Genomic DNA, 14,111 nt, shown 5'->3' with positions numbered 1-14,111 from the left:
CGGGAATTTGGGCTGGAAACTCCGGCATCTGCACGACATACTGGCCACCAATTCCGGTGCCGATCCGCGGCGACAAGAACAAGGGACAGAACACGATGGCCAACGACAAGCAGAACCTGCAGGACGCCTTTCTCAATCACGTGCGCAAGTCCAAGATCTCGGTCACGATCTTCCTGGTCAACGGGGTCAAGCTGCAGGGCATCATCACCTGGTTCGACAGCTTCTGCGTGCTGTTGCGCCGCGATGGCCAGTCGCAGCTTGTCTACAAGGGCGCGATCAGCACCATCATGCCGGCCACGCAGATCAATCTCTACGACGGTGAAGAATAATTGCAGGACGACCGGCCCGTCACACGGGGCTATGTCGTTCACCCCGACATCCGCACCGATCCCGACCGCCACGCCCCCGGCCCCGCGCTGGAGGAGGCCGTGTCACTGGCCGTGGCGCTGCCCGACCTGGAAGTCGCGGGATCAGAGATCGTGCCGCTGAACAAGGTGCATCCAGGCACCGTGTTCGGCTCGGGCAAGATCGAGGAACTCAAGGACCGTATCAAGGCCGCCGGGGCGGGGCTGGTGCTGGTCGACGGGCCGGTCACGCCGGTGCAGCAGCGCAACCTGGAACGGGCGCTGGAAACCAAGCTGCTGGACCGCACCGGTCTGATCCTGGAAATCTTCTCCGACCGGGCCCGCACGCGCGAAGGCGTGCTCCAGGTCGAGATGGCGCATCTGTCCTATCAGCGCACCCGGCTGGTGCGCGCCTGGACCCACCTTGAACGCCAGCGCGGCGGGCTGGGCTTCGTCGGCGGGCCGGGCGAGACCCAGATCGAGGCCGACCGCCGCGCCATCGACGACCAGCTCAACCGCCTGCGCAAGCAGCTCGACAAGGTGGTCAAGACGCGCAAGCTGCACCGCGCGGCCCGCGCCAAGGTGCCCTTTCCCATCGTCGCGCTGGTCGGCTACACCAATGCCGGCAAGTCCACGCTGTTCAACAGGCTGACCGGGGCCGAGGTCATGGCCGATGACATGCTCTTTGCCACGCTGGACCCGACCATGCGCAAGGTCACGCTGGACGCCGGCGACGAGGTCATCCTGTCCGATACCGTGGGCTTCATCTCCGATCTGCCCACGCAACTGGTCGCCGCCTTCCGCGCCACCCTCGAAGAGGTGCTGGAGGCGGACGTGATCCTGCATGTCCGCGACATCAGCCACCCCGAGACCGAAAGCCAGCGCGCCGAGGTCATGGCGATCCTGTCGGACATGGGCGTGACCGAGGCGACGCCGCTGATCGAGGTCTGGAACAAGGGCGACCTGCTGGATGCCGAGACGTCCGCCGCGCATCGGGCCCGGGCGCAGCGCGATCCGGATATCTTCGTGACCTCTGCGGTGACGGGGCAGGGGCTGCGCCCGATGCTGGAGCGCGTGTCGGCGCGGCTGAGCGCGCCGAAGACGACGGAAACGATGTTCCTGCCCTACAGCGAGGCCCGCAAACGCGCCTGGCTGCACGACCAGGCGGTGGTCGAGGACGAAAGCACCGGCGACGACGGCTACAGCCTGACCGTGCGCTGGACAGCTCTGCAAAAGGCGCGCTTCGACAAGGTCTAGACGGGCCGCGCCCGGCGCGTCGCCCTTACTCCGCCGGTTCCAGCACCGTGATCCCGACTTCGCCGGCGCGGGCCAGGGCCGGGTCCAGCGACATCGGGATGTATTCGCCGCGCCGCCACAGCTCGCCCAGGTCGTCGTAATACCGCGACAGCGGGTGCCCGGATTGCCCCGTCGAGGTTATGAAGACCGAACTGTCGGGGTCGGCGAAATCGTAGACCCCGCGGTAGACGGCGGCATGGACGTTCAGGAAGGGCCGCAGCCCCTCGCCGGCGGTGCGCCCGCGCATCAGGGTGTTGTCGCCGCCGCTGGTCGACTGGCGGATGTTGACGAACCAGCTGAGCACCGGCGCCTCGCCCAGGACAGGGTGATCGTGGGTGGCCTCGTGGGCGTCGCCCCAGCGCAGGGACTCCAGGTTGTCGCCGTAGCGCTCGGTGATCCAGACCAGCGCATCGTCCAGCGCCAGCCGGGCGATGTCGGTGCAGGTCTCCTCGGGGGCGGAGCGACTGATGTCGCACCAGGCGGCAGCGCCGTCGACGTCGCGGAAGACGCGCTCGATGAACAGCGGCTCGACATGGGTGAATTCGTCGGCCAGCGGGCCGAGGTCGTCGCGGATCAGCCGCTCTTGCAAGGCGCGCAGCCAGGCGGCGTAGATCAGCGGCTCGGGCAGGTGCTCGTTCATCTCGCCGTTCCACTCCGACAGAAGCTCCAGCGCGTCCTGGCGCAGCCGCCGCGGCGTGCCCTCGGCCGCCGCCTCGCCGGTGAACCACAGGTCCGCGCCGATCAGCGGCAGCAGCGACCGCGCGGTGAAGGACACGGTATCGAGCTGCGCCTCGATGAAGCTTTCGCGCGTGTGCACCCGACGGTCCTGCATCAGCCGGCGCCAGCGGTTGATGCGCTGGCTGTCACCCCAGCTGTGGCTGACATGGGCCGGAAAGGGCGCGTCGGTGATCTTGTTGTTGGTATTGCCGACGATGCCGCCCGCGGGCGCCACCCATTCGGGGTTCTCGGCATAGGGGCGGCGGCCCTGCCAGCGGTTCTCGGGCAGGTAGCCGAAATGCGGCATCCGCCCCTCGGTGACGTGGTCCGGGTCGCGCGCGGGCATGTGGCCGATCAGCTTAAGGCCGACGGTGTTGCGGTCGGCCAGCGTCAGCATCTGCGCGGGGGCGACGAAGCCCTCGCCGGCGGCGATCCCGGCCTCGACCGTTTGCGCGCGCATCAAATCCATACCGGCCTCGATCGTGGTGTCGGCGTGCGACAGCGCGGTCCAACCGAGGGCGACGACATGGCCGGGGGGCCGGATCTCGCGCAGGTCGAACTGGTCGGGCGACAGCACCGGGCCGTTGTCCGTCCACTGAAGCTGGATGGTGATCGGGTCCTCGTCCTTTATGCGGATGACGCTGTCCCGGGTCTCGAAATCGGCCCAACCGGTGGGCGTGCGGTATTGCGCGGCGTTCGAGGGGTTCACTTCCTCGATGAACAGGTCCTGATCGTCGAGGTAGGACGAGGTGATCCCCCAACCCAGCCGCGCGTTGCGCCCGGTCAGCACCAGCGGCACGCCGGGAATGGTGCCGCCGATGACGCCACCTTCCGCGAGCTCCAGCCTTGCGAGGTAGAACAGCCCCGGCGCCGACAGCCCCAGGTGCGGGTCGTTGGCCAAGAGCGTCGCCCCGGTGGCCGAGCGGCTGATGCCCGCGGCCCAGGCGTTCGAGGCCCCGGCGCGGCCCCGCGGCGGGATCGGCCAGAAGGGGTCCGCGGCGATGCGTTCGGCCATGCGCGGGCCGGTCGGGGCCTTGGGCAGGTCCGGCACGAGGCTGGCGTAGTCGGGCAGGGCGGCCAGCCCGCCGCCGGGGTGGTCGGGCAGGATATCGGCCAGCCGCGCGGCATCGTCCAGCGCCAGCGAGGTGCGCGCGCGCAGCACTTCCTCTTCCAGATGGCCGGAAAGCTGCACCGCCATCAGCTTGACGATGGCCACGCTGTCGGCCGGCTGCCAGGGGGCCAGCGCGTGGTTGAACAGCCACATCTCGGGCGCGCCACGGCCGCGGGCGCCGGCGTTGACCTGGCCGATCCAGGCGTTGACGCCCTCGGCATAGGCGGCCAGCGCCGCCTGCGTCTCGGCATCCATGGCCTCGACCGAGTCGCGCGCTGCCGTGTAGATGTCGAAGCGGCGCAGCAGCTTGTCGGTCTCCAGCGTGCGCGGGCCGAAAAGCTCGGACAGCTTGCCCTGCGCGGTGCGCCGCAGCATCATCATCTGCCAGAGCCGGTCCTGCGCGTGGGCCAGGCCCAGCGCACGGAACACGTCCGCGTCCGTCTCGCCGAAGATGTGCGGCACATTGGCGTTGTCGCGCACGATCTCGACGGGCGCGTCCAGCCCGGCGATCTGCAGCGTGGTGTCGTAATCCGGCAGGGACCGTGCGGCGAAATACCCCGCCAGCGCCACCACGGCCAGGGCCAGCAGGACCAGCGCCGAGGCAAGGCGGATCAGCCAGCGAAAAAGGACGGCCATGTCTCCTCCGGATCGGCACTGGTGCCAGGGCGTCTGGTTGGATACCTATCCATCAGGCAAGGACATGATGCAAGCGGAGGACACGCATGGCGAAAACAGCATTCCTGGGACTGGGGGTCATGGGCTATCCCATGGCCGGGCACCTGGCGGCGGCGGGCCACGCGGTCTGCGTTTACAATCGCACCACGGCCAAGGCGGAGGCCTGGGTCGCCGAGCACGGCGGCACGATGGCCGCGACCCCGGCCGAGGCCGCGGCGGGCGCCGAGTTCGTCATGACCTGCGTGGGCAACGACGACGATCTGCGCGCGGTCTGCACCGGCCCCGAGGGCGCCTTTGCCGGGATGGCCCCGGGCGCGGTGCTGGTCGATCACACGACCGTCTCGGCGCAGGTGACCGCGGAGATGGACGCGGCCGCGCGCGCCGCGGGCCTGTCCTTCGTGGATGCGCCGATTTCGGGCGGGCAGGCCGGGGCGGAAAACGGCCAGTTGGTGGTGATGTGCGGCGGTGACGCGGCAGCCTATGACCGCGCCGAGCCGGTGATCGCCAGCTACGCCAAGCTCTGCCGCCGCCTGGGCGAGAGCGGCGCGGGGCAGATGACCAAGATGGTCAACCAGATCTGCATCGCGGGACTGCTGCAGGGCCTGTCCGAGGGCCTGAACTTCGCCGACAAGGCCGGGCTGGACGGCCGAGCCGTGGTCGATGTGATCGGCGGCGGGGCCGCCGGCAGCTGGCAGATGGAAAACCGCCATGCGACCATGCTGGACGATACCTTCGATCATGGCTTTGCCGTGGACTGGATGCGCAAGGACCTTGGCATCTGCCTGAAGACGGCCGACGAGGTCGGCGCGGCCCTGCCGGTCACGGCGCTGGTGGACCAGTTCTACAAGGAGGTCCAGGCAATGGGCGGCGGGCGCTGGGACACGTCGAGCCTGATCCGGCGGTTGCGGGCGCTGGACGGGTAGCGGTGTCGTATTGGCTGCGCCAATCCGACCGGGGCGAGGGGGCGCTGCCCCCTCGCGCTCCCCCGGGATATTTGGGGCCAGAAGATGCAGGTGGACCTTGCCGAGGCTTCAGCGTTCGGGCAGCAGGCCGCGCGGGGCGAAGCGCAGCATCAGCAGCATGACCACGCCCATGGTGAAGAGCCGCATGTGGGCGACCGCGTCCATGATGCGCATGCGGAAGGCGTTGTCCTCGGCCAGCCCGCCGGTGACCAGCTCGGCCAGCCAGGCGCCCAGGGGTTCGACCTGCACCCAGAGCCACCAGACCAGGAAGCCCCCCAGCACCGCGCCGTAGTTGTTGCCCGAGCCGCCGACGATCATCATCACCCAGACCAGGAAGGTGAAGCGCAGCGGCTGGTAGGTGCCGGGTGTCAACTGGCCGTCGAGCGTTGTCATCATCGCCCCGGCGACGCCGCAGACCGCCGAACCGAGGATGAAGATCTGAAGGTGGCGCGCCTTGACGTCCTTGCCCATGGCCTCGGCCGCGGTCTCGTTGTCGCGGATGGCGCGCATCATCCGGCCCCAGGGGCTGGCCAGGGCCTTTTGCGCCAGCCAAAGGATCACGATCAGCACCGCGGTGAAGAGCAGCGCGTAGCCGAATTTCACGTAGAGCGTGGAGGCCATGGTCGGTTCGAGCCCAAGGTCGGCGGCGCGGGCCACGAAGGCGGGGTCGTTCTGCAGGTCGACCTCGTAGGGGACGGGCCGGGGGATGCCGATCACGTTCTTGACGCCGCGGCTGAGCCAGTCCTCGTTCTTGAGCACGGCGATGACGATCTCGGCGATGCCCAGCGTGGCGATGGCCAGGTAGTCCGAGCGCAGGCCCAGCGCCGTCTTGCCGATGATCCAGGCCGCCCCGGCCGCCAGCAGCCCGCCCACGGGCCAGGCGATGATGGTCAGCCAGCCGCAGGCGCGGTAGTCGCCGCAGGAGTTGAGCCCGCCAAGGTTGCCGGTGACGGCCGGATTGATGTCCTCGACCGCGGCGACGCCGGCGTCGAAGACCCAGCGGTAAAGGAAAAATCCGCCCACAAGGATCGCCAGCATGAGCGCGGTGCGCATGCGGCCGCGCGGCAGGCGCGTCCAGGCCAGGATCGCGCCGACAATCGTCGCCGCGCCCAGCAGCAGGCCAAGCACGATCTGATAGCCCCCGGCGGCCCAGGCCCCGGGCGAGGGCGGCATGGCGACCAGAACCGTGGCCAGCCCGCCCAGCGCCACGAAGCCCATGACGCCGACGTTGAACAGCCCCGCAAACCCCCATTGCAGGTTCACGCCAAGCGCCATGACGGCCGAGACCAGCGCCATGTTGAGGATGCCCAGCGCCGTGTTCCACGACCCCGAAAAGATCCAGACCTGGGTCGTCGCCTCGAGCAGGAACAGCGCGGCGACGAAGGCGAACAGAAGCGGGGCGCGCATCGACTGGGTCATGCGGATTTTCCCTTGAACAGGCCGGTGGGCTTGAACAGCAGCACCACCACCAGGATGGCGAAGCTGACCGCGAACTTGTAGTCGGTGGACAGCAACTGGGCGAGGCCGTCCGGCGCGAGGCTTTCGGGCAGGAGGTAGCCGGCCACCTTCTTCCAGGCATAGGTGATCATCACCTCGGAATAGGCGATGACGAAGCCGCCCGCGATGGCGCCCACGGGGCTGCCCAACCCGCCGACGATGGCGGCCGCGAAGATCGGCAGCAGCAACTGGAAGTAGGTGAAGGGCTTGAAGCTCTTGTCGAGGCCATAGAGCGTGCCGGCGATGGTCGCCAGGGCCGCCACGATCAGCCAGGTCACCGTGACCACCTTCTCGGGGTTGATGCCCGACAGCAGGGCCAGGTCCTCGTTGTCGGAAAAGGCGCGCATGGACTTGCCGGTGCGCGTGCGGGTGAGGAACCAGAACAGCAGCGCCACCGCGATGGCGGCCACCACCAGCGTGATCGCCTGGGTGGACTTCAGCGCCAGCCCCTCGTCGAGGCCGGTCGCCGACTTGAAGTCGCGCGCCGAGATTATGAACCGCTCGCCATCGGCAAAGCGCTGGGTATCGACCCCGATGATGAAGCGCACCAGCCCGTTGTAGACGAACATCACCCCCATCGAGACGATCACCAGGATCACCGGCACCGCCTTCTGCGCGCGGTAGAAGCGAAACACCACCCGGTCGGTGCCCAGCAGCAGCAGCGCGCAGCCGAGGATGCCGAAGGGCAGCGCCAGCAGCGCGGTGGGCAGCGGGCCGAACCCGACCCCCATCGACTGGAACCACCAGGTGAACAGGATGGTAACGGTCGTGCCGAAGGCCATGGTGTCGCCATGGGCGAAGTTGGAAAACCGCAGGATGCCGTAGATCAACGTCACTCCCAGCGCCCCCAGCGCCAGCTGGGCGCCGTAGGCCGTGGCGGGGATCAGCACGAAGTTGGCAAGTGCGACGATGGCGTTGAGAAAGTCCATTACGTCACCTGCCTGCCGCGCCGGTCAGGGCATCTCGGGGTCATGAGGTGCCGTTCATAGCGCAGCGCCCAAACAAGATGCGTGCGTCGGTGGGCGTTTCCACCAAGGCGTGCGCGGTGGCGTCGGCATTAATGTTCATGAGGACAAAAAGTTCACGGTCCGACCCATTGACCACAATGCGACCTTCCGACGTCGGATTGGCCGCGCCATCAAGCGGGGCACTCTGATCCGGAAGGGTGAGGGTCACTGGTCCGTATAGGCCGCTCGTCGTGATGGGATAGTCGATTTGCGTGCAATCGTCTAATGTCTTGCAGTCGCGATCGAAAGTGCAAACCGTCTCGGCGGTCAGGGCGCTTGCCGCGAAAGCAAGCGTGGCGGCCGTTATCCCGACGCTTTTCGTTGTCGTACTCATTGTCATCCTCCAAGAAAACTCTGCCTGACGTCCGGATCGGCCAGCAATTCCTTGCCGGTTCCGGTGTGCGCGTTGCGGCCCTGCACCAGCACATAGCCATGGTCTGCGATCTCCAGCGCCTGGCGGGCGTTCTGTTCGACCATCATGACCGGCAGTCCGGTGCGGGCCACCTCGATGATGCGGTCGAAGAGCTCGTCCATGACGATGGGGCTGACCCCGGCGGTGGGCTCGTCGAGCATCAGCACCTTGGGCCGGGTCATGAGGGCGCGACCCACGGCCACCTGTTGGCGCTGGCCCCCCGACAGCTCGCCAGCAGCCTGGCCGCGCTTGTCGCGCAGGATCGGGAACAGTTCGAAGACCTGTTCCATGGTGGCCGCGATGTCGTCCTCGCGGATGAAGGCGCCCATCTCCAGGTTCTCCTCGACGGTCATCGACGGGAAGATGTTGCGGTTCTGCGGCACGAAGCCCATGCCCCGGCGCACCCGGTTCTGCGGCGACAGGGCGGTGATATCCTCGCCATCGAGCGTGACGTGCCCGGCGCGCAGATCGAGCATCCCGAAGATCGCCTTCATGGCGGTGGACTTGCCCGCGCCATTGGGGCCGACGATCACCGCGATCTCGCCCCGGTCCACGGCGATGGTGCAGTCGTGCAGGATGTGGGGGCCCTTGCCGTAGCCGCCGGTCATGCCCGTGCCCGACAGAAAGGGGCCGGTGCCGGGGGCCGGCGTCGCCGCGCCATCCGCCACCCCGGCCAGTTCCGACCGAAGGCCGGGCTGGGCGATCGAGGCGTCCTTGTTGCCGCGGCCGGAATAGGCATCGCTCATTGTGGCATCTCCACGGCGCGCATCAGCTCCTCCACGGCGAAGAAATGATCCTCGCTCGCAGTCGATCCGCGATTGTTGCTCAGCATGTAGACGAAATGGGTCTGGTCGAGGAACACCGTGATCCCGTGGGTCGTTTCCTGACCGGCCTCGCCGATGATCATGGTTTCGAGCCGCGCCGGCCGGTCTGCTCCGTCGTTGCCCACGGGAACGGCGAGGACATGGCCCACCGCGACATCGGCAGGAGCGACGCCGCGCCCGGCCAGGAAGGACGCCGCGAAGTCCTGAAGCAGGCGGGCCTGCACCTCGCGCCGCCGGGCTTCGGACATATCCGCCGTCACGAGGTCGGCCGTGCCGGAGCCCATCGTGGCGGTCGTATCGCCGATGGCGACGCTCAAGCGACCACCCTCGACCGGGCTGTAATTGAGCCACCCCAGATCCCAAACATCGCAGACCTTCACGCCGGCGGAGAGGGGCGTGCAGTCGCCGGCCAGGCTGTTGAGCATGTCGATCGCCGAGTCGTCTGACTGCGCCGCGACCGGCCCGGCCAGCGCCATCATCAAGACTGCATGCGCCGCGGTCCTCATGCGCCCAGCGTCTCCTTGTTCTTGAGGCCGGTGCCCAGGTAGGCCTCGATCACCTGTTCGTTGGTCTTGATCTGCGACAGGCTGCCCTCGGCCAGTACCGAGCCGGCGGCCATGCAGATGACCGGGTCGCACAGCCGCTCGATGAAATCCATGTCGTGCTCGATGACGACAAAGGTATATCCGCGCTCCTCGTTCAGGCGCTTGATGGTGTCGGAAATCGTGTAGAGCAGGGTGCGGTTCACCCCAGCGCCGACCTCGTCGAGAAAGACGACGCGCGCGTCGACCATCATGGTCCGGCCCAGTTCCAGCAGCTTTTTCTGCCCGCCCGAGACCGTCCCGGCCGGATGGTCGGCCAGGTGTTCGATGGTCAGGAATTCGAGCACCTCGTCGGCCTTGGCCCGCAGGGCGCGTTCCTCCTCGGCGATCCGGCGGCGGCCGAACCAGGTGTTCCAGAGCGTCTCGCCCGACTGGCCAGAGGGCACGGTCATCAGGTTCTCGCGGCAGGTCATCGAGTGGAACTCGTGCGCGATCTGGAAGGTGCGCAGCAGGCCGCGGTGGAACAAATCGTGCGGCGGCAGGCCGGTGATGTCCTCGCCCAGCATCGTGACCGTGCCGGAGGTCGGGGGAAGAACGCCGGCGATCACGTTGAAAAGCGTGGTCTTACCGGCCCCGTTTGGCCCGATCAGGCCGGTGATCGTGCCCTGTTCGATTTCCAGCGTGGCCCCGTCGACCGCGTGGAAGCCGCCGAAGGCCTTGACGACATTCTCGACCCTGATCATCGCCACTGTCCCCCGGTGCCCACGTTGTGCGGGCCTTGGCGCCCGTCTTGGTCATGTCTTGGTCACGGCGAACGGCGCGGGGGTGTCCCCGCGCCGCCGCTGTCATCCCGTGCCGGTCTCAGCGGAACTGCACGGTCTCGTAGTCGCTATCGGTGATGGTGTACTCGCGGTAGGTGCCCGCGGCCTCACCCGGGCCGATCAGCTCGACGTTGGTGGCGCCGACGTAATCGATCTCGCCGCCTTCGGCCAGGATCTCGAGCCCGCGGCCCAGCTCGCCGGGCAGGATTTCCTCGCCCGGGGCGTTGGCGACATCCATCACGTTCTCGGCGATGCTGGCGCTGTCGGCCGATCCGCCGGCCTCCATGGCCAGCGCCAGCAGTGCCGCGGCATCATAGCTTTCGCGGGTGAAGGAACTGTCGCCGTTGACGCCCGCGGCTTCGGTGATCTCGGTGAAGGCCTCGGCGCCCGCGCCCTGCGACCACGGCACCGCCCCGAAGGAGCCTTCCATGTCGCTGCCCAGTGTTTCCACAAGGCTGTCGGCGAACATGCCGTCGCCCATCATGAAGGTGTCGAAGGCGCCGCTGTCCAGCGCGCTGCGGATCACGCCCGGGCCGCCCTGGTCGGCGTAGCCCAGCACCACCAGCACCTCGCCGCCGGCCGAGGCCATCGAGGCGACCTCGGCCGAGTAATCGGCCTTGCCGTCCTCGTGCGCGGCCGAGATCGTCACGGTGCCGCCGTCCTCTTCGAAGCTGGAGATGAAGCTGTTGGACAGCCCCTTGCCGTAGTCGTTGTTGGTGAAGGTCACCGCGACCTCGTCGATGCCCTTGTCGGCCAGGATATTGGCCAGCACTTCACCCTGGCGAGCGTCCGAGGGCGCGGTGCGGAAAAACAGGCCGTTGTCCTCGGCGGTGGACAGCCCCGGCGAGGTGGCCGAGGGCGAGATCATCGGCACGCCGTTGGGCACGGCCACGTTGGCCAGCACCGCGCCGGTCACGCCGGAACAGTCCGCGCCCATGATCGCTGCGACGCCATCCCCGGTGACGAGGCGTTCGGCGGCCGCCGTGGCCGCGCCGTTGTCTATACAGGTGCTGTCCGCGCGCACCGATTCGAGCATCGAACCGTCGAGCACGCCGCCGGCATCGTTGATCTCGGTCATCGCCAGTTCGGCGGCGTCGGCCATCTGCGGGGTGAGCGATTCGATCGGCCCGGTGAACCCGAGGATGACGCCGATCTTGACGGTGTCGCCCTCTGCCTGCGCATGGGCACCGCCGGCGACGAGGGCACTGGCCGAAGCGGCCATGAGTAGCTTTTTCATTTCTTTACTCCCAGTTGGAACGGAATTTCCGGCCCCGAGATTAGGCGCCGATTCGCGAAAAGAAAAGGCGTCGCGGGGTTTTCGCGCCCGCGGCCTCAGATCGACAGGCGGGCCGCCTGCGCCCCGCGTTCGCGGTAGGGTGTGGTGTTGTAGTGCGACCGGTAGCATTTCGAGAAATGCGAGGGCGAGGCGAAACCGCAGGCGAGTGCCACGTTGATCACGCTCATGTCAGTCTGCATCAGCAGGTTGCGCGCCTTTTGCAGGCGCAGTTCCATGTAGTACCGCTTGGGGCTGCGGTTGAGGTAGCGCCGGAACAGACGTTCCAGTTGGCGCGTGGACATGCCGACCTCGCGCGCCAGAACGGCGGGGCTGATCGGCTCCTCGATGTTCTGTTCCATCATCTGGATGACACGCGACAACTTGGGGTGGCGCACGCCGATGCGGGTCGGGATCGACAGCCGCTGCGTGTCCTGGTCGGTGCGGATCGAGGAATAGATCTGCTGGTCTGCCACGGAACTGGCAAGGTCCTCACCGTTCTGGTCGGCGATGACCTGCAGCATCAGGTCGATCGACGAGGTCCCCCCGGCGGTGGTCCAGCGGTTGCCGTCCTTGACGAATACCGACTTGGTCAGCTGAACGTCCGGGAAATCCTCGGCGAAGCTGTCCTGGTTTTCCCAGTGGATGGTGGCGCGCTTGTCGTCCAGCAGTCCCGCGCGTGCCAGCGTATGCGCTGCCGTGCACAGCCCGCCGATGACGAGGCCGCGGCGGGCCTCGCGGCGCAGCCAGCTGACGATGCGCCGGGTGGTGGCCGACTGCACGTCGCGCCCGCCGCAGATCATCAGGTGGTCGTCGCGGCGCAATTCCTCCAAGTCCATGTCGAGGTTGAAACTGACCCCACCGGCCGAGACCACGGTGTCACCGCCGTCGCCGGCAAGCACCCAGGTGTAAAGCTCGCGCCCGGCCATCAGGTTGGCGATGCGCAGACAGTCCACGGCCGCCGCGAAGGACAGCAGGGTAAAGTTATCCAGCAACACGAAAACGAAGCGGCGCGGCGCGCCTGCGTCGGGTGTCGTGGCGTACGTTTGCTTGCGGTCCATCAGCCTGCCCTTGCCAAGTTGACGCAGGACATGACCACCTTTGCGCCGCGGTATCAAGAGGCAAGCGGGCCGGGGGCTACAGCAATCGCTGCAAAAATGCGGCCCAAGGGCATTGGCCCCGTGCACTGGCCCCGCTATAAACCCGCGGTAACGTCAACCGCCCCGATCTGGGGCCCGATCCGGAGCAGAGAAAATGGCGGACTGGACCAAATCCGACTGGCGCGACAAGCCGCGGGTGCAGATGCCGGACTATACCGACGCCGCGGCCCTGGCCGAGGTCGAGGGCCGGCTGTCCTCCTATCCGCCACTGGTCTTCGCCGGCGAGGCGCGGCGCCTGAAATCGGAACTGGCCGCGGTGTCGCGCGGCGAGGCCTTCCTGCTGCAGGGCGGCGACTGCGCCGAGAGCTTTGCCGATTTCGACGCCGATCACATCCGCGACACCTTCAAGGTGATGCTGCAGATGGCCATGGTGCTGACCTACGGCGCCAAGGTGCCCACTGTGAAGATGGGGCGCATGGCCGGGCAGTTTGCCAAGCCGCGCTCGGCCCCGACCGAAACGGTGGACGGGCAGGAATTGCCCAGCTACCGCGGCGACATCATCAACGAGCTGGACTTCTCCGAGGCCGCCCGCATCCCCGATCCGGACAAGATGTTGCGCGCCTACACCCAGGCGGCGGGCACGCTGAACCTGTTGCGCGCCTTTTCCACGGGCGGCTTTGCCGACGTGCACCGCGTCCACCAGTGGACGCTGGGCTTCACCCACGGCGAGGAGGCACGGAAATACCGCGACCTGGCCGCCCGCATCGGCGATGCGCTGGACTTCATGAACGCCGCCGGGCTGAACGGCGACAACAACCATGAACTGGCCACGGTGGATTTCTACACCAGCCACGAGGCACTGCTGCTGGAATACGAAGAGGCTCTGACGCGGCTCGACAGCACCTCGGGCCAGTGGCTGGCCGGGTCGGGGCATTTCCTGTGGATCGGCGACCGCACGCGCCAGCCCGATGGCGCGCATGTCGAATTCCTGCGCGGGGTGCAAAACCCCATCGGCCTGAAATGCGGGCCCAGCATGACCGTGGGCCATCTCAAGGCGCTCATGGCCAAGCTGAACCCCGAGAACGAACCGGGCCGGCTGACGCTGATCACCCGCTTCGGCGCGGGCAGCGTGGGCGAACACCTGCCGCGGCTGGTCAGGGCGGTGCAGGAAGAGGGGGCCGAGGTCGTCTGGACCTGTGATCCGATGCACGGCAACACCATCAAGTCCTCGACCGGCTACAAGACGCGGCCCTTCGACAGCGTCCTGCGCGAGGTGCGCGAGTTCTTCGCCGTCCACAACGCCGAAGGGTCGGTCCCCGGCGGCGTGCATTTCGAGATGACCGGCGACGATGTCACCGAATGCACCGGCGGCGTGCGCGCCGTCACCGAAGAGGACCTGTCAGACCGCTATCACACCGCCTGCGATCCGCGGCTCAATGCCTCGCAATCGCTGGAGCTGGCGTTCTTGGTGGCCGAGGAACTGTCGGCGCGGCGCCGGTCCGTCGCCCCCGCCGCCACGGGCTGAGGCCG

Annotated in this window: 13 protein-coding genes; 4 read left to right on the top strand and 9 right to left on the bottom strand. The window is 67.7% G+C overall.

Translation table 11 applies throughout. The features are described 5' to 3' along the window. The first annotated feature begins 95 nt into the window (after positions 1 to 95). Both hfq and hflX read left to right on the top strand, forming a co-directional pair. Positions 96 to 329 carry an RNA chaperone Hfq gene (hfq, locus tag BU124_RS00410; protein ID WP_084860668.1) on the top strand — a complete coding sequence of 78 codons (234 nt, stop codon included), beginning with the start codon at positions 96 to 98 and terminating at the stop codon, positions 327 to 329. Then, positions 330 to 1,601: a GTPase HflX gene (gene hflX, locus BU124_RS00405; RefSeq protein ID WP_084860467.1), complete on the top strand. Its 1,272-nt coding sequence runs from the start codon at positions 330 to 332 to the stop codon at positions 1,599 to 1,601. A gap of 25 nt (positions 1,602 to 1,626) precedes the next feature. Here hflX and BU124_RS00400 read toward each other — a convergent pair whose 3' ends face one another. Further along, positions 1,627 to 4,104: a penicillin acylase family protein gene (locus BU124_RS00400; RefSeq protein WP_084860466.1), complete on the bottom strand. Its 2,478-nt coding sequence runs from the start codon at positions 4,102 to 4,104 to the stop codon at positions 1,627 to 1,629. Between the two features lie 86 nt (positions 4,105 to 4,190). Between BU124_RS00400 and BU124_RS00395 the strand changes: the two genes are divergently transcribed. Next, positions 4,191 to 5,066, top strand: a complete 876-nt coding sequence (locus BU124_RS00395) for an NAD(P)-dependent oxidoreductase (RefSeq protein WP_084860465.1) — start codon at positions 4,191 to 4,193, stop codon at positions 5,064 to 5,066. A 108-nt stretch (positions 5,067 to 5,174) separates the two neighbouring features. On the opposite strand, the gene BU124_RS00390 is transcribed toward BU124_RS00395, so the two are convergent. From BU124_RS00390 to BU124_RS00355, 8 genes are all read right to left on the bottom strand, one after another. Continuing rightward, positions 5,175 to 6,524 (bottom strand): branched-chain amino acid ABC transporter permease, encoded by a 1,350-nt coding sequence (locus BU124_RS00390; RefSeq protein ID WP_084860464.1) that lies wholly within the window; start codon positions 6,522 to 6,524, stop codon positions 5,175 to 5,177. Continuing rightward, complete coding sequence (locus tag BU124_RS00385; protein WP_084860463.1) at positions 6,521 to 7,531, bottom strand: branched-chain amino acid ABC transporter permease; 1,011 nt, start codon at positions 7,529 to 7,531, stop codon at positions 6,521 to 6,523. Before BU124_RS00385 ends, BU124_RS00390 begins: the two co-directional genes overlap by 4 nt. 40 nt (positions 7,532 to 7,571) lie before the next feature. Then, a complete protein-coding gene (locus tag BU124_RS00380; RefSeq protein WP_084860462.1) occupies positions 7,572 to 7,943 on the bottom strand; it encodes a hypothetical protein in 372 nt (123 codons plus the stop codon). A gap of 2 nt (positions 7,944 to 7,945) precedes the next feature. After that, complete coding sequence (locus BU124_RS00375; RefSeq protein WP_084860461.1) at positions 7,946 to 8,767, bottom strand: ABC transporter ATP-binding protein; 822 nt, start codon at positions 8,765 to 8,767, stop codon at positions 7,946 to 7,948. Continuing rightward, on the bottom strand, positions 8,764 to 9,351 hold the full coding sequence (locus BU124_RS00370) for a hypothetical protein (RefSeq protein ID WP_084860460.1): 588 nt from the start codon (positions 9,349 to 9,351) through the stop codon (positions 8,764 to 8,766). Before BU124_RS00370 ends, BU124_RS00375 begins: the two co-directional genes overlap by 4 nt. Beyond that, entirely contained in the window at positions 9,348 to 10,130 is a 783-nt protein-coding gene (locus BU124_RS00365; protein WP_084860459.1) for an ABC transporter ATP-binding protein, read from the bottom strand. The genes BU124_RS00370 and BU124_RS00365 overlap by 4 nt, the downstream gene beginning before the upstream one ends. A 118-nt stretch (positions 10,131 to 10,248) precedes the next feature. Beyond that, a complete protein-coding gene (locus tag BU124_RS00360) occupies positions 10,249 to 11,445 on the bottom strand; it encodes an ABC transporter substrate-binding protein (RefSeq protein WP_084860458.1) in 1,197 nt (398 codons plus the stop codon). A gap of 95 nt (positions 11,446 to 11,540) precedes the next feature. Next, positions 11,541 to 12,542, bottom strand: a complete 1,002-nt coding sequence (locus tag BU124_RS00355) for a GlxA family transcriptional regulator (RefSeq protein ID WP_084860457.1) — start codon at positions 12,540 to 12,542, stop codon at positions 11,541 to 11,543. Positions 12,543 to 12,735: 193 nt separating this feature from the next. On the opposite strand from BU124_RS00355, the gene BU124_RS00350 reads away from it, so the two are divergent. Further along, on the top strand, positions 12,736 to 14,106 hold the full coding sequence (locus tag BU124_RS00350; RefSeq protein ID WP_084860456.1) for a class II 3-deoxy-7-phosphoheptulonate synthase: 1,371 nt from the start codon (positions 12,736 to 12,738) through the stop codon (positions 14,104 to 14,106). The last annotated feature ends 5 nt before the right edge of the window (positions 14,107 to 14,111 follow it).

Source organism: Salibaculum halophilum, assembly GCF_002094885.1.
Taxonomy (GTDB): domain Bacteria; phylum Pseudomonadota; class Alphaproteobacteria; order Rhodobacterales; family Rhodobacteraceae; genus Salibaculum; species Salibaculum halophilum.
The sequence above is the reverse complement of the archived record's forward strand: the minus strand, read 5'-3'. Positions and strand labels throughout refer to the sequence as shown.